This is a genomic window from Planobispora rosea (genome assembly GCF_014648175.1).
Taxonomy (GTDB): Bacteria; Actinomycetota; Actinomycetes; order Streptosporangiales; family Streptosporangiaceae; genus Planobispora; species Planobispora rosea.
Window position 1 is genome coordinate 159,726 of sequence record NZ_BMQP01000014.1, and the last position, 20,408, is coordinate 180,133.

General features: G+C 72.3%; 14 protein-coding genes. 6 read left to right on the forward strand and 8 right to left on the reverse strand.

The window, feature by feature from the left end; all coding sequences use genetic code 11:
- The first annotated feature begins 63 nt into the window (after positions 1-63).
- The 4 genes from IEZ08_RS16395 to IEZ08_RS16410 all read left to right on the forward strand — a co-directional run bounded on the left by IEZ08_RS16395 (position 64) and on the right by IEZ08_RS16410 (position 10,185).
- Complete coding sequence (locus IEZ08_RS16395) at positions 64-8,151, forward strand: SpvB/TcaC N-terminal domain-containing protein (protein ID WP_189242420.1); 8,088 nt, start codon at positions 64-66, stop codon at positions 8,149-8,151.
- A 77-nt stretch (positions 8,152-8,228) separates the two neighbouring features.
- Entirely contained in the window at positions 8,229-8,654 is a 426-nt protein-coding gene (locus tag IEZ08_RS16400; protein WP_203863411.1) for an immunity 26/phosphotriesterase HocA family protein, read from the forward strand.
- A gap of 109 nt (positions 8,655-8,763) precedes the next feature.
- A complete protein-coding gene (locus tag IEZ08_RS16405) occupies positions 8,764-9,264 on the forward strand; it encodes a GNAT family N-acetyltransferase (protein ID WP_068923243.1) in 501 nt (166 codons plus the stop codon).
- Positions 9,265-9,537: 273 nt separating this feature from the next.
- Positions 9,538-10,185, forward strand: a complete 648-nt coding sequence (locus IEZ08_RS16410) for a CHAP domain-containing protein (protein WP_189242422.1) — start codon at positions 9,538-9,540, stop codon at positions 10,183-10,185.
- Positions 10,186-10,320: 135 nt separating this feature from the next.
- On the opposite strand, the gene IEZ08_RS16415 is transcribed toward IEZ08_RS16410, so the two are convergent.
- Complete coding sequence (locus IEZ08_RS16415; RefSeq protein WP_176728476.1) at positions 10,321-12,372, reverse strand: cellulose binding domain-containing protein; 2,052 nt, start codon at positions 12,370-12,372, stop codon at positions 10,321-10,323.
- Between the two features lie 294 nt (positions 12,373-12,666).
- Here IEZ08_RS16415 and IEZ08_RS16420 point away from each other — a divergent pair, with 294 nt between their 5' ends.
- A complete protein-coding gene (locus IEZ08_RS16420) occupies positions 12,667-13,272 on the forward strand; it encodes a DUF1707 SHOCT-like domain-containing protein (RefSeq protein WP_068923241.1) in 606 nt (201 codons plus the stop codon).
- Positions 13,273-13,289: 17 nt separating this feature from the next.
- Here IEZ08_RS16420 and IEZ08_RS16425 read toward each other — a convergent pair whose 3' ends face one another.
- Positions 13,290-13,688, reverse strand: a complete 399-nt coding sequence (locus IEZ08_RS16425; protein WP_068923240.1) for an FG-GAP-like repeat-containing protein — start codon at positions 13,686-13,688, stop codon at positions 13,290-13,292.
- Between the two features lie 244 nt (positions 13,689-13,932).
- Between IEZ08_RS16425 and IEZ08_RS16430 the strand changes: the two genes are divergently transcribed.
- Positions 13,933-14,250 carry a hypothetical protein gene (locus IEZ08_RS16430; protein ID WP_176728475.1) on the forward strand — a complete coding sequence of 106 codons (318 nt, stop codon included), beginning with the start codon at positions 13,933-13,935 and terminating at the stop codon, positions 14,248-14,250.
- A gap of 30 nt (positions 14,251-14,280) precedes the next feature.
- On the opposite strand, the gene IEZ08_RS16435 is transcribed toward IEZ08_RS16430, so the two are convergent.
- The 6 genes from IEZ08_RS16435 to IEZ08_RS16460 form a co-directional block, all read right to left on the reverse strand.
- On the reverse strand, positions 14,281-14,757 hold the full coding sequence (locus tag IEZ08_RS16435; protein ID WP_068923238.1) for a DUF3237 domain-containing protein: 477 nt from the start codon (positions 14,755-14,757) through the stop codon (positions 14,281-14,283).
- A gap of 142 nt (positions 14,758-14,899) precedes the next feature.
- Positions 14,900-16,600, reverse strand: a complete 1,701-nt coding sequence (locus tag IEZ08_RS16440) for a CocE/NonD family hydrolase (protein WP_189242423.1) — start codon at positions 16,598-16,600, stop codon at positions 14,900-14,902.
- A 55-nt stretch (positions 16,601-16,655) separates the two neighbouring features.
- Positions 16,656-17,534 (reverse strand): ABC transporter ATP-binding protein, encoded by an 879-nt coding sequence (locus IEZ08_RS16445; RefSeq protein WP_084780036.1) that lies wholly within the window; start codon positions 17,532-17,534, stop codon positions 16,656-16,658.
- Entirely contained in the window at positions 17,531-18,559 is a 1,029-nt protein-coding gene (locus tag IEZ08_RS16450; protein ID WP_229803160.1) for an ABC transporter ATP-binding protein, read from the reverse strand. The genes IEZ08_RS16445 and IEZ08_RS16450 overlap by 4 nt, the downstream gene beginning before the upstream one ends.
- On the reverse strand, positions 18,556-19,425 hold the full coding sequence (locus tag IEZ08_RS16455) for an ABC transporter permease (protein ID WP_068923237.1): 870 nt from the start codon (positions 19,423-19,425) through the stop codon (positions 18,556-18,558). The genes IEZ08_RS16450 and IEZ08_RS16455 overlap by 4 nt, the downstream gene beginning before the upstream one ends.
- Positions 19,422-20,408 (reverse strand): ABC transporter permease, encoded by a 987-nt coding sequence (locus tag IEZ08_RS16460; RefSeq protein WP_068923236.1) that lies wholly within the window; start codon positions 20,406-20,408, stop codon positions 19,422-19,424. The genes IEZ08_RS16455 and IEZ08_RS16460 overlap by 4 nt, the downstream gene beginning before the upstream one ends.

Genomic DNA, 20,408 nt, shown 5'->3' on the forward strand with positions numbered 1-20,408 from the left:
CTGACGGCGGCGTACAAGTGGACCCGGGACCATCGAGTCGAGGATGTCAAGGGCGGTGGCTCGATGCGTGAACCCAGCGAGAAGCACCCGGCGGAGCCGCCGGGCGCCGGCCTCCGCCCTCCGTCGGTCCAGGTGCCCAGGGGCGGCGGGGCGATCCGCGGCATCGGCGAGAAGTTCGCCGCCAATCCGGTCACCGGGACCGGCTCGTTGTCGGTGCCCGTCGCCACCAGCCCGGGCCGTTCGGACTTCGGCCCCCGGCTCTCCCTCGCCTACGACTCCGGCGCCGGCAACGGGCCGTTCGGCTTCGGCTGGAGCCTGTCGCTGCCCTCGATCACCCGCAAGACCGACAAGGGCCTGCCGCTCTACCGCGACGCCGCCGACTCGGACGTCTTCGTTCTCTCCGGTGCCGAGGACCTGGTGCCCGTGCTCGTACGCAACGAGCGGGGCGAGTGGGAGCGCGAGCGCTCGCCCGTGCGCACGGTGAACGGGGCAGGCTACCGCGTCGACCGGTACCGGCCGCGCGTCGAAGGGCTCTTCGCCCGCGTCGAACGCTGGACGAACACCGCCGACGCGACCGACGTGTCCTGGCGCTCGATCTCCGGGGACAACGTCACCACCTGGTACGGCAGGACCGCCGAGAGCCGCATCTCCGATCCCGCCGACCCGGGCCGCGTCTTCAGCTGGCTGATCTGCCAGAGCCACGACGACAGGGGCAACGTCATCGTCTACGGCTACGCGCCCGAGGACTCCGCGGGGATCTTCGAGGACGCGTCGGGCAGGCGGCTCTCCCCGGCCCGCGAGCGCAACCGCACGGACGCCTCCCGCTCGGCCCAGCGGTATCTCAAGCGCATCCGCTACGGCAACCGCGCGCCGTACCTCCCGGTGCTGGACGAGCGGGCCCCCTGGCCCGAACCCCCCGGCGCCGGGGCGCCCGACGCGGGCGACGCCTGGCACTTCGAGGTCGTCTTCGACTACGGCGAGCACGACGCCGAGGCGCCGGCGCCCGCCGCCTCGGGCACCTGGCCCGTACGCGTGGACCCGTTCTCCTCCTACCGCGCCGGATTCGAGATCCGGACCTACCGGATCTGCCGGCGCGTCCTGATGTTCCACCACTTCCCGGACGAGGCGGGCGTGGGACGCGGCTGCCTGGTGCGCTCCACCGACCTCGCCCACTCCGACGAGCTCGATCCGGCCGGCGTCCGCAACCCCGTCCACACCTTCCTGCGCTCGGTCACCCAGACCGGTTACCGCCGCGACGGCGACGGCGGCTACGACCGGCGCGCCCTGCCGCCCGTCGAGTTCGAGTACACCGAACCCGTCGTGCGGGACGTGGTGGAGGAGGTGGATCCGCAGAGCCTGGAGAACCTCCCCATCGGCCTGGACGGCACCGCGTACCGCTGGACCGACCTGCACGGCGAGGGTGTCCCCGGGATCCTCACCGAGCAGGCCGGCGCCTGGTTCTACACCCGCAACCTGAGCCCGGTCCCGGAGGGCGCCGAAGGGGTCGGAGCCCGCTTCGCGCCGCTGGAGGCCGTCGCCGGCAAGCCCGGCGCCAGCCTGAACGGCGGGGCCGAGTTCATGGACCTGGCCGGCGACGGCCGGCCCGACGTCGTCGTGGAGAGCCCCGTCCCCGGCCTGTACGAACACGACGGCGCCGAGGGCTGGCTGCCCTTCCGCCCTTTCACCTCGCGGCTGAACCGCGACCTCCGTGATCCGAACCTCAAGTTCGTCGATCTGGACGGCGACGGCCGGGCCGACGTGCTCATCACCGAGGACGACGCCCTCGTCTGGCACGCCTCGCTGGGCGAGGACGGCTTCGGCCCGGCCAGGCGCGTCGCGCGGGCGCTCGACGAGGAGAAAGGCCCGCGGATCGTCTTCGCCGACGGCACGCAGTCGGTCCACCTCGCCGACCTGTCGGGGGACGGCCTGACCGACATCGTCCGCGTCCGCAACGGCGACGTCTGCTACTGGCCCAATCTGGGCCACGGCCGCTTCGGCGCCAAGGTGACGATGGACAACGCGCCGTGGTTCGACCATCCCGACCAGTTCGACCACGGGCGCATCCGCCTGGCCGACATCGACGGCAGCGGCACCGCCGACATCGTCTATCTGCACCGCGACGGCGTCCACCTGTACTTCAACCAGTCGGGCAACGGCTGGAGCCGGCCGCACCCGCTGAAGGCCTTCCCCCGCGTCGACGACCTGGCCGCCGTCGTCCCCGTCGACCTGCTCGGCAACGGCACCGCCTGCCTGGTCTGGTCCTCGCCCCTGCCGGGCGACGCGCGGCGGCCGATGCGCTACGTCGACCTGATGGGCGGCCGCAAACCCCACCTGCTGGTCAAGACGAGCAACAACCTCGGCGCCGAGACCCGCGTGGACTACGCCCCCTCGACGAAGTTCTCCCTGCGGGACGAACGCGACGGCAGGCCCTGGGTCACCCGGCTGCCGTTCCCGGTGCACGTGGTCGAGCGCGTCGAGACCGTCGACCACGTCAGCCGCAACCGTTTCACCGTCCGCTACGCCTACCACCACGGGCACTTCGACGGCGAGGAGCGCGAGTTCCGCGGCTTCGGCATGGTCGAGCAGTGGGACACCGAGGAGTTCACCGGGGAGTTCACCGCGGAGTTCGCGACCCTCTCCGGCGGCATCCCGGCGGAGAACACCGCGGCCGCGTCGCACGTGCCCCCGGTCCACACCAAGACCTGGTTCCACACCGGCGTCCACGGGGATCGTGACCACGTATCGGACTACTTCGCCGGGTTGCTGAACGCCGCCGACCGGGGCGAGTACTTCCGTGAACCGGGCCTGACCGACGCCGAGGCCCGCGACCTCCTGCTCCCGGACACCGTGCTCCCGGCCGGGCTGACCTCCGAGGAGGAGCGCGAGGCCTGCCGCGCGCTCAAGGGCGTGATGCTGCGCCAGGAGATCTACGCCGACGACGCGGGCCCCGGCGCCACGCCGGAGCAGATCCTGCGCGCCCGCACGCCCTACACCGTCACCGAGCAGGATTTCACCGTCCGCTCCCTGCAGCCCCGGGGCGTCAACCGCCACGCGGTCTTCCTCACCCACCCACGTGAGGCGATCAGCTACCACTACGAGCGCGACGCGGCCGATCCGCGCCTGCGGCACACGCTGACGCTGGAGGTCGACGACTACGGCAACGTGCTGAAAGAGGCCGCCGTCGGCTACGGGCGCCGTACGCAGATCCGCGCCGTCGACGCGGCGGGGGGCGTACGGCCGGTGCCCAACCCCGGTCTGACCGGGCTGCACCCGGCCGACCGGGCCAAGCAGACCACCCCGCTGATGACCTACACCGAGAACCGCGTCAGCAACGCCGTCGAGTCGCCCGACGCGCATCGCGCCCCCCTGCCCTGCGAGGCGGTCGTCTTCGAGCTGACCGGCTACCCGGCGACCGGGCCGGCCGGCCGTTACCGGTCCGCGGACCTCGTCGAACCGGATCCGGCCGCTCCGGGCCGCCTGCGTCACCGGTTCACCGCCCCCGAGGTCGCCTACGAGGCCACGGCGGCCGGTGACCGGCGCCGCCGTCCCATCGAGTGCTCGCGCACCCTCTACCGCCGCGACGACCTGGACGGCCTGCTCCCCCTCGGCGTCCTGCAGCCGCTCGCCCTGCCCGGCGAGGACTACCGGCTCGCCCTCACCCCCGGCCTGCTCGCGCAGGTCTTCCGGCGCCCGCGTCAGGGACAGCCCGCCGAGCCCCTGCTGCCCGACCCGGCATCGGTGCTCGGCGGCCAGAACGGCGGCCAGAACGGCGACCGGGGCGGCTACCTGCCGGGCCAGGCGCTCAAGGCGGACGGCCGCTTCCCGGCGGGCGACGCGGACGGCCACTGGTGGATCCCGTCGGGACGGGCCTTCCACAGCGCCGACCCCGCCGACGACGCCGCCGCCGAGCTGGCCCGGGCCCGGGAGCACTTCTTCCTGCCCCGGCGCCACCGCGACCCCTTCGGTCAGGACGTCGTCGTCGACTACGACTCCTACGACCTGCTGACGGCCGGAACCCGCGATCCGCTCGGCAACCGCGTCACGGTGGAGGCCCATGACTACCGCCTGCTGCAGGCGCGGCTGATCAGCGACCCGAACCGCAACCGGACCGAGATCGCCTACGACGCCCTCGGCATGGTGGCGGGCACGGCGGTGATGGGCAAGGCGCCGCCCGCGCCGGTGGAGGGCGACACGCTCGACGGTTTCACCGCCGATCTCCCGCAGGCGCGGCTCGACGGCTTCTTCGAGGCCGCCGACCCGCGCGCCGCCGCGGCGGAACTGCTCCAAGGCGCCACCACGCGCATCGTCTACGACCTCGACCGCTTCCGGCGCACGCGGCGGGCCAACCCGGACGACCCGGCCAGGTGGCTGCCGCCCTGCGCCGCCACGCTCGCCCGCGAGACCCACCTCGGCGCGCCGCTGCCGCCGCAGGGGATGAGGATCCGGCTCGACTTCTCCTACTCCGACGGCTCCGGCCGGGAGGTCCAGAAGAAGACCCGGGCCGAACCCGGGCCGCTGGACGCCGACGACCCGCGGGCGCCCGTCGCCGATCCGCGCTGGGTCGGGAGCGGATGGACCGTCCTGAACAACAAGGGCAAGCCGGTCCGCCAGTACGAGCCCTTCTTCAGCGCCACGCACCGCTTCGAGTTCGGCGTCGCGACCGGCGTCAGTCCGGTGCTGTTCTACGACCCGGCCGAGCGCGTCGTCGCCACGCTGCACCCGGACCACACCTACGAGAAGATGGTCTTCGACGCCTGGAGGCAGACCGCCTACGACGTCAACGACACCTGCGCCGCCCGCGACGCCCAGACGGGCGACCCGCGCACCGATCCCGACATCAGCGGTTATGTCGGTGAATACTTCGCGACGCAGCCGCCCACCTGGCAGACCTGGCACGCGCAGCGCGTCGGCGGGGCCCTCGGACAGGACGAGCGCGACGCCGCCCTGCGCGCCGAAGCCCACGCCGACACGCCCACCACCACGCATTTCGACGCGCTCGGCCGCCCCTTCCTGGCCGTGACCCGCAACCGCGTCGTCTGCCCCGGCCACGACCTCGACGGCAGCGAGGACAGCCTCGCCACCCGTATCGAGCTGGACATCGAGGGCAACCAGCGCGAAGTGCGCGACGCCGTCCAGCAGGCCGGCGACCCGCTCGGCCGCGTCGTCATGCGCTACGCCTACGACATGCTGGGCAACCGCCTCCATCGGCTCAGCATGGAGTCCGGCGCGCGCTGGACGCTGAACGACGCGGCCGGCAAGCCCATCCGCTCCTGGGACAGCCGCGGCCACACCTTCACGACCGCCTACGACGCGCTGCGCCGCCCGGTCGAGCAGACCGTGCGCGGCACCACGGCGGACTCCGACCCGCGCACGCTGGGCCGCGACATCCTCATCGACAGGATCGAGTACGGCGAGGGCCGGGCCGGCGCCGAGACGCTCAACCTGCGCACCCGCGTCTACCGTCACTTCGACTCCGCCGGCGTCGTCACCAACGCGCGTCTCGACGCCCGCGGCGACCCGGCCGAGGCCTACGACTTCAAGGGCAACCTGCTGCGCAGCACCCGCCGCCTGGCCGGCGACTACACGGCCCTGCCCGACTGGCGGCTGGATCCGCGGCTCGACGACGAGAGCTTCGAGACCGGCACCCGCTACGACGCGCTCAACCGCCCCGTCCAGTCCGTCACCCCGCACAACGATCCGGCCGGCGTCAAACACAACGTCGTCCAACCGGTCTTCAACGAGGCGGGCCTGCTGGAGCGGGTGGACGTCTGGCTGGAACGCGCGGCCGAGCCCGCGACGCTGCTCGACCCCGGCACCGAGACGCCGTCGCCGGTCGGCGTCGCCGCCGTCGACTACGACGCCAGAGGCCGGCGCCTGCGCATCGGCTACCGCAACGGCGCCGTCACCTCCTGCGCCTACGACCCGCTCACCTTCCGGCTCACCGGGCTGCTCACGCGCCGCGCCCCGGACGCCTTCCCCGGTGACGACCCGCAGCCCCCCGTCCCCGGCTCGCCGGGCCGCCACGTCCAGAACCTGCGCTACACCTACGACCCCGCGGGCAACATCACCCGCATCCGGGACGACGCCCAGCAGACCGTCTACTTCAGGAACCGGCGCGTCGAGCCGGGCAACGACTACGTCTACGACGCCCTCTACCAGCTCGTCCAGGCCACCGGCCGCGAGCACCTGGGACAGCTGGCGGACGGCGGGCACAGACCGCCGACCGCGCCGGACGGTTCCGGCGCCTTCCCCACCCGGCTGGACCACCCCGGCGACGGCAACGCCATGGGCGCCTACGTCGAGCGCTACGTGTACGACGCGGCCGGCAACATCCAGCGGATGCGGCACCGCGGCGGCGACCCGGCGCACCCGGGCTGGACGCGCTCCTACGACTACCTCGAACCCAGCCTGACCGAGGGCGGCGACCCCGGTGACCCCGTCGACCCCGTCGGTCCCGGCCCGCCGCGCAAGACCGGCAACCGCCTCAGCCGCACCGCGCTCAGCCCCGGCCGCACCGACCCGCCGCGGATCGAGCCCTACGAGCACGACGCCCACGGCAATCTGGTGCGCATGCCGCACCTGGGCGGCGGGCGGCCCGGGCCGAACATGCACTGGGACTGCAGGGACCGGTTGCGCCGGACCGACCTGAACGGCGGCACGGTCTTCTCCGTCTACGACGCGTCGGGCGAGCGCGTGCGCAAGGTGTGGGAGAAATCACCGGGCCTGGTCGAGGAGCGCATCTACCTGGGCGGCTTCGAGATCTTCCGCAGGCACGACGGCCCCGTCGGTACGGGCACCGCCACGCTGGAACGCGAGACGCTGCACGTGACGGACGACGGGCGGCGCATCGCCCTGGTGGAGACGCGCACCCGCGACACCGCCGGCGACGACCGGGCGCCGCGGCGGCTGATCCGCTACCAGCTCGGCGACCACCTCGGCTCGACCGGCCTGGAGCTCGACGACCGGGCGCAGATCATCTCCTACGAGGAGTACACGCCCTACGGGTGCTCGGCCTATCAGGCCGTGCGCAGCCAGACGGAGACGGCGAAGCGATACCGGTACACGGGGAGGGAGCGGGACGAGGAAACGGGCCTCAGCCGGCACGGCGCACGCTATTACGCCTGCTGGCTCGGGAGATGGTCCAGCGCCGATCCGGCCGGGCTCGCCGACGGGCCGAACCTCTACCGGTACGCGCGGGGGAACCCGGTCACCCTGATCGATCCCGACGGGCGTCACGCGGCCGAGGCCCTCGATCCGCAGACGGTCCTCACCGCGGCCACCGCGCTGCAGCGGGCGGCTCAGGCATGGCGGACGGCCACCGTCGTCACCGCAGGCGCCACCGCCTCGGCGGTGCCGGCGGCCGGGCCCTCCGCGGCACCGGCGGCGGGCGGTTCACTTGCCGCCGGGGGCGCCGGGGCGCTCCTGGCCGCCCACGCCGCCGCCTCCGCCGCGATGGTGCTCGCCCTCCGGTGGCACATGCAGCGAGCGGGCTCGATCGCGACGTACGGCAATCCGTACGGGATGCCGGCGAGGGACGCCGCGTTCCCCGCACTCAGGAGCGTTCAAGAGCGGAGAAACGAGCCCTTCCCCATACCGGAGCCGATGACGGAGCCGATCTCGGACAGGAAGGAGCAGAGACAGCCGATAGCCGGACGGGTGTACGTGACGTACACCAAGTACAACTCCCTCACCAAGACCTCCTATTCGGGCCGGACCAGCGCCGTGATCGACCTCACCCGTCCCTGGCGGCCGCAGGCGGAGGCGGCGGTCCGGGCACGCGACCTGAACCATCATGTCGACGAGCGGGGCGAGCCGTCCGATCCGAACTTCGGACCGGCCGTTCTCGACAAGTTCGCGGTCGGTTATGCGGTGAATTATGACCAGCGTTATCGGGACATGGGATATCTGGCGATCCGGGGAAGAGAGCAGCAGCTCATCGACTACCATGGAAAAAACCGCTCCACCGAACTCGGGCTCAGCGGATTCAGCGGCGGCGCGCATTCGGACACGGATCCGGGCCCGCAGCTGACGGAGAACGCCTTCCGCGGCGTCGGCAAGGACAACCCCCTGGGAGAGGTCTTCCATGAGGCCTCGAATCTGTGCTTCGGGGAGCTCGCACCGTTCACGGGAAACAAAATCGAGAAGAAGTGAACGAGACGCCGACGCAGGAGAGGGCGGTCAGGGATTCAATCATGGTGAAGAGGCCGACATCGACCCCCGGAACGTTCGTGAGAATCCCCCTGACGGACGGTTCGTTCGGCTACGGGCGGGTTCTCTCCGACCCGTACGTCGCCTTCTACGACCACAGGACGGCGGAGCCCTCCTCCGACCTGGACGAGATCGGCGCGAAGCCGCTTCTGTTCACCCAGGCCGTCCGGCTGCCCGGCCATGACCGATGGCCGGACATCGGGCACAGGGAACTCGAAGGCGAAGTGGCCGGGCCCGTGGTCCGCTTCGTTCAGGACCTCGCCGACTTCAGGAAGTGCACGATCTTCGATTCGGAGGGCAGGGAGCGGCCGGCCTCACCCGAGGAGTGCGTCGGACTGGAGCGGGCCGCGGTCTGGGACCCGCACCAGATCGAACGGAGGCTGCTGGACACGTTCACGGGCCACCCCAACGAGGACGAGGTACGCCTGCGCGTGCGCCTCGAATGAGCTCACCCGCCGGCGGGCCCCGGCGGAGACGACGTCGATCACCCTTCCGGCGATCGCAACGGGGATAAGCGGGCGCGGACGACGGCGCGCGGCCGCTATCCTGACGCCTGTGAACCCTGTCCTGACGACGGATCGCCTGGTCCTGCGTCCGGTCACCGCGCACGATCACGCCGGGCTGCTGGCCCACTGGACCGAACCGGAGGTCCGGCGGTTCCTGTTCGACGGGGCGGTCCCGACCCCGGCGCAGGTCACCGCGATCATCGAGGACAGCGCCCGGGACTTCGCCTCGGCCGGGTACGGCCTCTGGCTGATCCGGGAGACCGACGGGCTCGGCCCGGTCGGCACCGTCGCGTTGCGTCCTCTGGACGACCTGGGTCTTGAGGTCGTCTACAGCCTGGACCCCGGGGCCCAGGGCAGGGGCTACGCCACCGAGGCCGCCCGCGCCGTGGTCGAGTACGCCCTGGGCCCGCTCGGGCTGCCCGAGGTGCTGGCCGAGGTCGACGAGGGGAACACCGCCTCGGCCGCGGTCGCCGCCCGGCTCGGCATGACTCCGTTCGCGGTGGTGCCCGGCCTGCTCGGCCCGATGATCCGCTATCGCAGGGCGCGCTGAGCCGTACGGAGACGCTGAGCCGTACGGAGACGCTGGGCCGTACGGAGACCGGGCAGGATCCCGGGCCGGCACGACCGGTCGGACCGGGAACCGCCGGACGTCCCCTCACCGGCAACCGAACGGCATCCCGCGTGCACCCCCGCCGCTACGCCCGCTGGGCTTCATGGAGGAAAGGCCGGTGAAACGGCCTCCCGGCGATGAGACGGCACCGGTCCCCGACCGGGCACCGCCTCACCGGCCGGGCGCCGCCCGCCCCTCAAGGGATCTCACTCCATGACCTTCGCCATCCGGACCGCCGCCACCCGCATCGACATCCGCACCCACCGCCTGGTCCTGGGCGCCGCCGCAGCGGCGGTCCTGGCGGCCGCCGGCGTGGTCTACGTCCACCTCGACGCCGTCCCCGAGGACTCCGCCGGGAGCCGGCCCCGGGTGACGGCCGCGGATCTGCTGAACGTGGCCGAGCAGCAGATCGGGATCACGGAGAACGCCGCCGGCGGCGGCACCAAGTTCCACTCCTGGTACATGAGCTCTCCCCGGGTGCAGGAGACCATCGCCCGCGACGGCGGCAGCGTCGCCGGGTACGCCAACGCCCCCTGGTGCGAGATGTTCGTCTCCTGGGTCGGCGAGCAGGTCGGCCTGCGGCCCACCGTCGGCTGGGACGCCTACACCGTCACCCACGCCCAGTGGTTCAAGGCCAACAAGCGCTGGGGCGTCCAGGCCGAGCCGGGCGCGGTCGTCTTCTTCGACTGGGACGGCGGCAGCGACCTGTCCGGGATCGACCACGTCGGCTTCGTGAAGAGGGACAACGGCGACGGCACGATCACCACGATCGAGGGCAACACCGGCAACGGCAAGGTCGAGCAGCGGGTCCGCCCGAAGTCGCAGGTCGTCGGGTACGGCTACCCGCGTTACGCCTCCTGACCCCGGGGGCGGGCGTCTGCGGCCGGCCGTGCTCGGCGGGCCGCACGCGGTGCGATCCGGCCGATGCGGGCCGAGGGCCCGGACGAACCGGGCCCCGGCCGCTCAGGGGCGGTGACGGGAGACCCCCGCCCGCCGCTACCGGGTCGTGCAGACCGTCCCGTTGAGGGTGAAGACGGCGGGCAGCACGTTCGGGCCGCTGTAGTTGCCGACGAAGCCGATCGTGACCGACCCGCCGGTGGGCAGCGAGCCGTTGCCGGCTTCGTTGACGACCTTGACCTCCCGCCCGTTCTGCGTCCAGACGGCGCTCCAGCCGCTGCCCAGGCTCTGCCAGGCCCGGGGCCAGCCGAAGGTCAGGGTCCAGCCGTTGATCGGCGCGCCGTGGTTGGTGACGTCGATGGAGCCGACGTAGCCGCTGGCCCAGTCGGTCTGCTTGGTCAGCCGTACCGAGCAGGAACTGGAGGCGGGCGTGCCGGTCGTGAACGTCAGCGGCGCGGAGGGCGCGGAGGCGCCGCCGCCGCTGTCCCGTGCGATCACATTGACCGTGTAGCGGGTGCCCGGCTTCAGGTTGGCAGCGGTGAGCGAGGTGCCGGCGGTCTCGCCGATCTGCTCGCTGACGGCTCCGTTCTGGCGGTAGACCTCGTACTTCACGATCGGGCGGGCGCCGGCGGAGGCGGCGGGCCAGGTGATCGCGGCCGTCCTGTCCGTCACGTCCGAGGCCGCCGGCTGTCCCGGCGCGCCCGGCAGGTCCGCCTGGGCGGAGGCGGGGCGCAGGATGACCGTGGTCAGCGACAGGGGCGGCAGCGTCCGGCTGGTCGCGCTGCCCGTGGCCGACGTGGTGATGCTCGTGGCGCCGTTGGTGTGGGTCAGCACGGTGGGGGCCCCGGACGCCGGGCTGAAGCCGGAGTAGTCGATCGCGACGGGGTAGGACGTGTCGGACGACGTGTTGATCAGCAGGACCGCGAGTCCGCCGTCGGAGCGCCGTACGGCGTGCGCGGCGACCTTCGCCTGGTCGGTCGCGGCGCGGATGAACCGGTCGCCGGGGCGGGCGAACCTGCTCACCATCTGGAGCGCGTAGTACGGCGCGAAGGGCGTGTTGAGCGCCGGTTCGCAGACGCTGCCGTCGGCGGTGCACGTCCCGCTCGACAACAGGCCGAAGTCGCCGTAGTCGGTGTGCCCCTCGACCTGCGTGACCTTGCCGATGCCGTTGCGGACGTTCCACCAGTCGACGGTGAACACCCCGCCCGCCAGCAGCGTCGCGTAGGCGTCGGCGGCGGCCAGCGCACCGGGCTGGGTGTTCGTGCCGTTGCTGCTGCTGCCGGTGTTGAACTCGGTCATCGCGATGCCGACCCGCTCGGAGCCGGCCCCCACGTGCTCGGCGATCTGCCGGCGGACGAGGTCGAGCATGTCGGGAATGCGCGCGGTCTTGTCCAGGGCGCCGGGATACCAGTGCAGGATCACGAAGTCGATCTTCTTTCCGGCGGTGGACAGGACGACCTCGTTCCACGTTCCGGCGTCGCCCTCGGCGACCAGCGCGTCGGGCCATTCGGCCGGGGTGGTCAGCACCGCGCCGATCTTGATGGTCGGGTCGACGGCCTTCATCGCGTCGGAGTAGGCCACGACGTGGCGCGCGTACTCGGCCGGGCTCTTGTCGGCGTGGTCGTCCGCCTCCCAGGCGGTGCCGTAGTGGCCGTTGCCGTAGTTCTCGTTGCCGATCTCCCAGTACTTGACGCCGTAGCCCTTGGTGACGTTGGCGTGGCGTACCCAGGCCGCCGCCTCCTCGGCCGTGCCGGTGCCGTAGTTGGCGGTCACCATCGGCTGCGCCCCGGTGCGCCGTACGCCGCGCATGAAGGTGTCGAAGTCGGTGTCGGGGGCGACGTAGCCGCCGGGAGCGGTGTGGTCGGCCCAGTGGTAGATGTCGGAGTACGAGCCGCCGGGATAGCGCAGCAGCTTCATGCCCGCGTCCTTGAGCAGATCGGCGGTCGCGTCGGTGCCCAGGTTGGCGTCCCAGATCGCGTGGTTGGTGCCGATGCCGGTCTCGGGGACGGTGGCGAGCGCGGCGCGGGCGTTGACGGTCACCGTGACCGGGGCGGGGTCATCGGCGTGGGCTGGGGGGACGTGCAGGACGGCCAGCGTCAGCAGGACGGCGGACGTGGCCCGTGACAGGGATCGTGACAGGGATCGCGGCATCGGCGCACCTCGCAGTGGACAGCGGCATTCACTCGACGCCCCCCCTGACCCGGAGGCACCATGATCATGGGCGGTCTCCCCATATCCGTCAACCGGCGGTGAAACTTTCACTCCGGCCGGCCGGCTCCGCTCCCATGGCGGATCCGCACCGGGCCGGGACCCTGCGGGACGGCGGGCGGCGGCCACGGTGCTGCACGCCCGCGGCACCCGCCCCACCACCGGGTGCCGCGGTTCCCGGCCCGTCCCGGCCTTCAAGATCGCAAATTTTCACCCGGGAGCACTATACTTCGCGATATGTCGGGTGATCTGGTGCCGGAGCGCCGTGACCTACGTGTCTCCCATGAAGAACGCGACGAGGTCGTGGAACAGCTCAGGGTCGCCGCGGGCGACGGCCGCCTCACGATGGACGAACTCGGTGAGCGGCTGGAGGTGGCATTGGCCGCACGCACGTACGGCGAGCTCGAAGCGCTCCTGCGGGACCTGCCGCCCGCGCTCGCGGCCCCCGCCGCGGCTCCCAAGGAGCTCATCCAGCTGAAGACCGGCAGCGGCCAGATCCGGCGGGACGGGGTGTGGACGGTACCGCGCCGCATGGAAGTGGAGATCAGCAGCGGGTCCGCGGTCATCGACTTCACCCAGGCCGTCATCACGCAGCGCGATCTGGACCTCTCGGTCTCGGTCGGCAGCGGCCAGGTGCTGCTGATCGTGCCGCCCGGCGTGGCGGTGGACGTCGACAGCGTCACGGTCCGCAGCGGCTCCGTCCGACAGCGCGTGCAGCTCGAACCCGGAACGCCGATCAAGTTGCGGATCACCGTGTCGGGCTCGGTGAAGAGCGGAAACATCCTCGCCCGGCGACCGCGCCGCGGCTTCTGGGACTGGCTGCGCCGCCGTCCGCTCCCCTGAGCGACCGCGCCGCGGGGTCAGGAGACGAACCCGCTCGTGTCGAGGTCGATCATGGGGCCGTTCGCGTCCCACATCCACCAGCGGCGCGGGTCCGGCTCCCCGTGATGCGACCAGCAGCTGATCAGCACCTCGTCGCGCCCGTCCCGGTCGTAGTCGCCTGCCCGCACCGGCTCCGCGTAGTGCGTGAAGCCGTCGGCGGGGCAGGAGAACGGGCCGAGTTCCCGCTTGGCGGACGGGCCCTCGGTGAGCAGCTCGACCCGGCGGCCGTTCCGGAACACCAGATCGTCCTCGCCGTCGCCGTCGACGTCCCCGGCGGCGGGCCACTCTTCTGTGATGCTCTCGATATCGGGCACCGGGACCGCCGGTGAGACGCCGTCCGTCACCGGTCCGCCCGCCCCGCCCCAGACGAGGCGCACCGGACGGGCAGGCGAAGATATCTCACGTCCGTTGGACGTCCGGGGCCGGCTCTTCGGTTCAGGACCTTTCCGGAATTCCGGATCGTTCGTGTCCCTGCGGGTTCCGGCCGGCGATCCGCCGTGCGGGAGAGACACAGACCGAGGGTTGACGGCGGCCTGAGCGCATCTGGCAGGCTTCGTAACCATGTCCATGGATGTCAGGTACAACCCCGTTGTCGGATGGGTTTTCATCGTCCTGGGTTGCGTGGGGGCGATTCTCCAGATCTGGCTGCTCCTCCTCGGAAGCTTCTCCGTCTTCGTCATCTTCTCGGTGTTCTGCCTGGTCGTCGGCGTCGTCCTGCTCCGCAGGACGTACTTCTCCGTCTATCCCGGCGGTGCCACGACGTACGCCATGATCGGCCCCGCCAAGCGCGACTTCGTCGTGGACGACCGGCAGCCGCTGACGCTGGAGGGCGGCCGCCTGGTCATCCGCCTGGCGAACGGCAAGCGCAAGACGGTCGGCTCCCGCGCCATGTCCCGCTCCGCCGACTGGAAGGCCCTGGTCGCCGCCATGAACCGGTGAGGCGGCCGGGGCCGGGCCGTACGGGGATGATCAGGCCAGGGCGTACATCCGGATGGCGACGACGTCCCTCGCCGCCTCGCGGGCGAGACCGACGAAGACGGTCCGGGCGAGCCACCGGTGCGCCGGCGCGTCGGTACGGAAGGTCGGTGACGTGCGGTAGTACACGCCGGCCCGGGACACCTGGAGGTCGCCGTCGTACTGGTCGGGACTCTGGCCGTCCTCGTGGTAATAGCCGCGGTTGACGATGTCGATGACCGCGCCGTCCTCCGCCTGGATGAGATAGCGGGCGTCCAGTTCGCAGACGCGGCCGCGTGTGTTCGACCAGTCGCCGCCGCCCGGCAGGACGGTCCCGCGCAGCAGCGGGCCCTCGACCGTGCCGCCGACGATCGGGGTGAACTCGGTCCTCTCTCCGTCTCCGTGCCCGATGTGCAGGGTGGGGGTGAGGTGGGCGCGGATCTCGAAGGCGAAGGTCAGGGCGGGGACGAACGGGGCCTGGGCGTCGGACATCGTGGGCTCCTCGATGACGTGCGGATATGGGGACGTGCGGATATGGGGACGTACGGGTGTGATGGCGTGCGGGTGTGATGGCGTGCGGATGGAGGACGCGCGGACATGGGGAGTCATCGGGGACGGATCCCCGGGGACGGCGTCAGGAGCCGCCGCCGCGGCGCTCGCGCGCCCGGCGGAGCTGTTCGGGCTGCCACCGGCCGATGCGCAGGCAGGAGGGACGGGATCCGCCCAGCGTGATCTCCCGGGTGACCGGTTCGCCGGGCGGGCCGCTCCACGGGTCGGCTCCGGCGGGGCACTCGGTGACGTACTCGGGGAAGTCGCTGCCCATGATGTCGAGCGCGAGGCGGTGCCCGGCGCGCAGCCGGTAGGCGATGTTCTGCAGGTCCACGACGGCTTCCTCCCCGCTCAGCGGCACGTCGAGCCGGATCTGGCCCTTGGCGACGAGGAACGCGCCGCCGTCGGGCGTCACGTCCAGCAGGCGCGTGTGGACGTGCGCGCCGGCCGGGGCCGTGAGCCGCAGCAGCAGGGTCACGGTGCCGAGCAGGTCGGTGTCCTCGCCGACGGCGGGGCCGGTGAAGCGGAGCACGTCCTCGCGCCGCCCGATGGAGCTCAGGTCCGAGCGGTCGAACAGAGAGGCGAAGGGGTTCGCCCCGGCCGAGGGGACCGGGTCGGACGGGTCGTGGGTCCACCGCAGCGGGCTCTCCTGCGGCGGCGCCTCGGCGGTCAGGGCCGGGACGGGGTCCGCGGACAGGTAGTACTCCAGGCCGGACGCCTGCGGGGGCGGCCAGGCGTCGCTCTCGCCCCACCCGCCGTGGCAGACCTCGTAGCGCACGCGGGGCAGCGCCGCCAGGTCGCCGGAGCGGCCGAGGACGGCGTCGAAGAACTCGATCGCGGGGTCGAGGTACCGGGGCAGCATGCGCTCCAGCGCGGCGGGGGCGGAGGCGTGGTCGTCGCGCGGGGCGACGGGGGCGTGGCCCAGCCAGTAGTTCTCGTGGTCGATGGCCTCCAGGCGGAGGTAGAGGCGCTCGGCCCACTCCGGCTCCCGCGACAGAGCGCGGACGTCGTGCCAGGACCAGACGGCGCAGTTGTCGAACCAGCCGATCGTGTACAGGACCGGGACGGGACGGCTCTCCAGCAGCGCCTTCACCGGGGGCGGGACGAACCGGGACTCGCCGGTGAACTCGGCGTCGAAGTTGGGCGAGCGCTTCCCGAGCTGCTCGAAGAACTCCTCGAACGCCGCCCGCAGCGGCCGGCGGCTCCAGTCGGGCGCCCATTCGTAGCGGTCGGCGTCCACGTAGTGGGAGGCGAAGTAGAACTTGCGGGCCGTCTGCTCGACGTCCCGCGTGCCGTCGCCGTACTCCAGTGTCATCGAGAGCTGGGACCCCGTGACGCGTGGTGCGACGGCCTTCAGCGCGGGGTGGCCGCCGATGGCCGCGGCGATGGTCGTGTAGCCGTAGTAGGAGTCCCCCCACATGACGACGTCGCCGTCGCACCACGGCTGCCCGGTGATCCACTGGATCGTGTCACAGCCGTCGTCGGCCTCGTGGAGGCCGAACTCGGTCGCCCCCTCCGACCGGTACTTGCCCCGGACGTCCTGGACCACGACGTGGTAGCCCCTGGCCAGGAAGTAGCGGCTGATGACGGGCATGAAGCAGTAGACGCCGTTCTTGTCGTACGGCAGGCGGACCAGCACGACGGCGTTCGGTCGCGCCCCGGCCGGATCCGCCGCGCCGGCGAGGTAGACGTCGGCGGCCAGCCGGACTCCGTCCCGCATCGGGATCATGACCTGCTCGGCGTCCGGGGGCACGTCGCCCGGGCCTATCTTGCTGACGGTCAGCACGTGATGTCTCCGTGGTTCGAGAAGCGAGGGAATCAGTGAGGTCTCGACGGGGTCCTCAGCGCAGGTCGAGCGCGCGGCGGTCCTGAGCCACCCGGTCGAGGTCCCAGCCCGGCGAGGGGATCGAGTCGAGCAGCAGGCGGGTGTAGGGGTGCTGCGGGCTGCGCAGGATCCGCTCGGTCTCGCCGCGCTCGACGACGCGGCCGTGCCGCATCACGATCGCCGTGTCGGTGATGTAGCGGACGACCGCCAGGTCGTGGCTGACGAAGACGTACGAGATGCCGGTCTCCCTGCGCAGCTCGTCCAGGAGGGTGAGGATCTGGGCCTGGATCGAGACGTCGAGCGCGGCGACCGCCTCGTCCAGCACCAGGACGCGCGGGGCGATGCCGAGCGCGCGGGCGATGGCGGCCCGCTGCCGCTGCCCGCCCGACAGGTCGCGCGGGAGCGACTCCCCCGCCCGGCCGCTCAGCCCGACCTGGTCCAGGAGCTCGCCGACGCGGGCCCGGTGCTCCTTGCGGGAGCCCGGCGCGTGCAGCCGCAGGGGTTCGGCGATGGACTGGGCGATGGTCTGGCGGGGGTCGAAGGAGCCGTACGGATCCTGGAAGATCATCTGGATCCGCCGCGCGTGCCGGAGGCGGGCGCGGCGCGAATGCCCCTCGACGACCTCGCCGTCGAGGGTGACGGTCCCGGAGGTCGGCTGCTCCAGGCCGGCGAGGATGCGGGCCGTGGTCGTCTTGCCCGATCCCGACTCGCCGACGATTCCGAGCGAGGCGCCGGGCATCAGCTCGAAGCTCACGTCGTCGACCGCGGTGAACCGCCCGAACGTCTTCACCAGGGACGTCACGCTCAGCACGGGCGTGTCCACGGCGCCGTCCGTCGTCACGGCGTCATCTGCGGTCGTGGGAACACCTGCGGTCACGGCGTCACCTGCGGTCACGGGGTCACCTGTTCCGGGCGGAGGCACGCGACGAGGGACGTCCCGTGCGGGCGGTGGTCGGGTACGGTCTCGGCGCACTCGTCACCGGCCAGCGGGCAGCGGTCGCGGAACGAGCAGCCCGACGGTGACTCGGCGAGCGCTCTCGGGCGTCCCCTGATGGCTCTGATCTCGACCTTGTCGCCGTGCACGGACGGGCTCGCCTCGAGCAGCGCCCGGGTGTACGGATGCGCGGGCGCGCCGAAGAGGGAGGCGCTGGCGGCCTCCTCCACGATGCGCCCGGCGTACATGACGTAGACGCGGTCGCAGACGGCCGCGGCGAGGTCGAGGTCGTGCGTCACGAAGAGCATGCCGGTCCCGTGGGCCCGCTGCATCTCCTTCAGCAGCCCGACCACCTCGGCCTGGGTGGTGACGTCGAGGGCGGTGGTGGGCTCGTCGGCCAGGAGCAGCTCCGGCTCCGTCGAGAGCGCCCCGGCGATCACGACGCGCTGCAGCATGCCCCCGGAGAACTCGTGCGGGAAGCGCCTCACCGCGCCTCCCGGGTCGCGGATGCCGACCTGGTCGAGCAGGTCCAGCGCGCGCTCGGCGGCGGCGCGGGCGGGCACGCCGCGGGCCCGCAGCCCCTCGGTGAGGTAGTCGCCGATGCGGCGGACCGGGTTGATCGACGCCCGCGGGTCCTGGAAGATCATCGAGACCCGGGTGCGCCGCAGCTCGCGCAGTTCCCTGCGTCCGGCGGCGAGCACGTCCACGTCCGAGACCGTGACGCCGCCGGTGGCGCGCGCGCCGCGGGGCAGCATGCCCAGGGCGGTCCTGGCCGTCAGCGACTTGCCCGAGCCGGACTCGCCGACCAGGCCGACGGTCTCCCCCCGGCCCACCCGGACGGTGACGCCGGCGAGCAGGGGGATCGCCCTCTCTCCCGTGCCGACGGCCAGGCTCAACTCCGAGATGCGGAGGGCGTCCCGCCGGTCCCCGGCTCCCCCGCCCGGGGCCTCCCTACGCGCGAGCGTCTTCTTCGCGAGCACCTTCACGCTCCCTCACTCTGTTTCCGGCCGATGGATCCGCCGAGGTGTTCGCCGAGCACATTGACGCTCACGACGGTCAGCAGGACCACGAGGCCGGGCAGCAGACCGCTCCACGGCTCTCCCTGGAGGATGGCGCTGCGCGCCTGACTGATCATCGAGCCCCAGTCCGCGTCCGGTGGCCGTACGCCGAGCCCCAGGTAGGACAGGGACGCCAGGTCCACCAGCGCGTAACCGAAGGCCAGCGTGCTCTGCGCGATGAGGACCGGCATCACGTTGGGCAGCAGGTGGCGGAGCGTCACCCACAGCTCGCCGAAGCCCATGACGCGGTAGCTCTCCATGTACGGCCGCGCGCCCTCCTGGATCGCCACGCTGCGCACGACGCGGCCCACGAAGGGCGTGTAGCTGACGGCCAGGGCGCAGATGGGGGCGGTGAGCCCCGGCCCGGACACCGCCACCACGAGCATCGCCAGCAGCAGGCTGGGGAAGGCGAAGACGATGTCCATGCCGCGCGAGATCACGGCGTCGGCCCAGCCTCCCGCGCGGGCGGCGAGCAGGCCGACGGCGATCCCGAGCACTCCCGACAGCAGCACCACGCCCAGGGGCGCGAGCAGCGAGAGGCGGGCGCCGTACATGATCCTGGACAGCACGTCCCGGCCGGTGGAGTCGGTGCCCAGCCAGTGCCCCTCGGTTCCCGGGGGCAGCAGGGAGTTCAGCAGGCTCGTGGCGTCCGGGGGGTGCGGTGCGAGCACCGGGGCCAGCAGCCCCGTGACCGCGACGAGGATCAGGAACGCGACCGCGAGCGAGACGGTGAACGGCCGCCGCCGGCGCCTCTTGGCGCTCCGTGCCCGGAGCGCGGGGATCGTCAGGGTCATCGGCCGAGCCCTCCAACCGTCACGCGCGGATCGATGAACGGCATCGCCAGGTCCACCAGGGTGTTGACCACCACGAACAGCAGGACCGCGATGAGGGCGACGCCCTGCACGACGGGGAAGTCCCGCCGCGACACGGAGCTGACCAGCAGGGAGCCGACGCCGTCGAGGCCGAACGCGGTCTCGACGACGGCGGTGCCGACGAACAGGCTCGCGAGCAGCAGGCCGACGATCGTGAGCATGGGCGCGAGCGCGTTGCGCACCACGTGCCTGCGGATCACGGCGGCGGTGCCCACCCCGCGGCTGCGCGCCACCTCCACGTGCTCGCGGCGCAGTTCCTCGGCGAACGCCGCATTGCCGACCCGGGCCAGGACGCCGAAGGCGACGAGCGCCATGGCGGTCGCGGGCAGGGTCAGGTGCCAGAGCCGGTCGGCCAGGCCGGTGCCCGCGCCGGTGGCGGGGAACCAGCCGAGGCCGACCGAGAAGAGCGACAGGAGCCCGATGGCCGACACGAACGTCGGCGTGGCGGTGGTGACCGCCGCCACGATGCCCGCGACCCGGTTGACCGGGCCGCCCTTGACCGCGGACGCCAGCGCCACCGCGAACCCGGACACGACCGCCAGGACCGCCGAGTACAGGATCAGCAGGCCGGACACGCCGAGCCGGTTCGCGATGAGGGAGGTGACGCCGGTCTGGTAGTGCATCGACGTCCCGAAGTCCAGCCGGAGCGCGTCGCCGATCCACGCCAGATACCCCTGCATGAAGCCCCGGTCGAGCCCGTAACGGTGGCGCAGTGCCTCGACCTGGTCCGGGGTGAGGCGGCGGCCGCCGGTCATCGCCAGGACCGGGTCTCCGGGGGCCAGCCGGAGTGCGCCGTAGATGAGGATCGACGCGAGCAGGACGGTGAGGACTCCGCCGAGAGCGCGTCTGCCGATCCAGCCCGCGAACGTGCGCTTCCTGTTCCGGTCCGCGAGTGTGCGCTTCAT

Coding starts and splice junctions, on each gene's coding strand:
- IEZ08_RS16460 (WP_068923236.1), bottom strand. CDS start 20,408: ATGAAGCGCACACTCGCGGACCGGAACAGGAAGCGCACGTTCGCGGGC.
- IEZ08_RS16455 (WP_068923237.1), bottom strand. CDS start 19,425: ATGACCCTGACGATCCCCGCGCTCCGGGCACGGAGCGCCAAGAGGCGC.
- IEZ08_RS16395 (WP_189242420.1), top strand. CDS start 64: ATGCGTGAACCCAGCGAGAAGCACCCGGCGGAGCCGCCGGGCGCCGGC.
- IEZ08_RS16435 (WP_068923238.1), bottom strand. CDS start 14,757: ATGTCCGACGCCCAGGCCCCGTTCGTCCCCGCCCTGACCTTCGCCTTC.
- IEZ08_RS16410 (WP_189242422.1), top strand. CDS start 9,538: ATGACCTTCGCCATCCGGACCGCCGCCACCCGCATCGACATCCGCACC.
- IEZ08_RS16415 (WP_176728476.1), bottom strand. CDS start 12,372: ATGCCGCGATCCCTGTCACGATCCCTGTCACGGGCCACGTCCGCCGTC.
- IEZ08_RS16420 (WP_068923241.1), top strand. CDS start 12,667: ATGTCGGGTGATCTGGTGCCGGAGCGCCGTGACCTACGTGTCTCCCAT.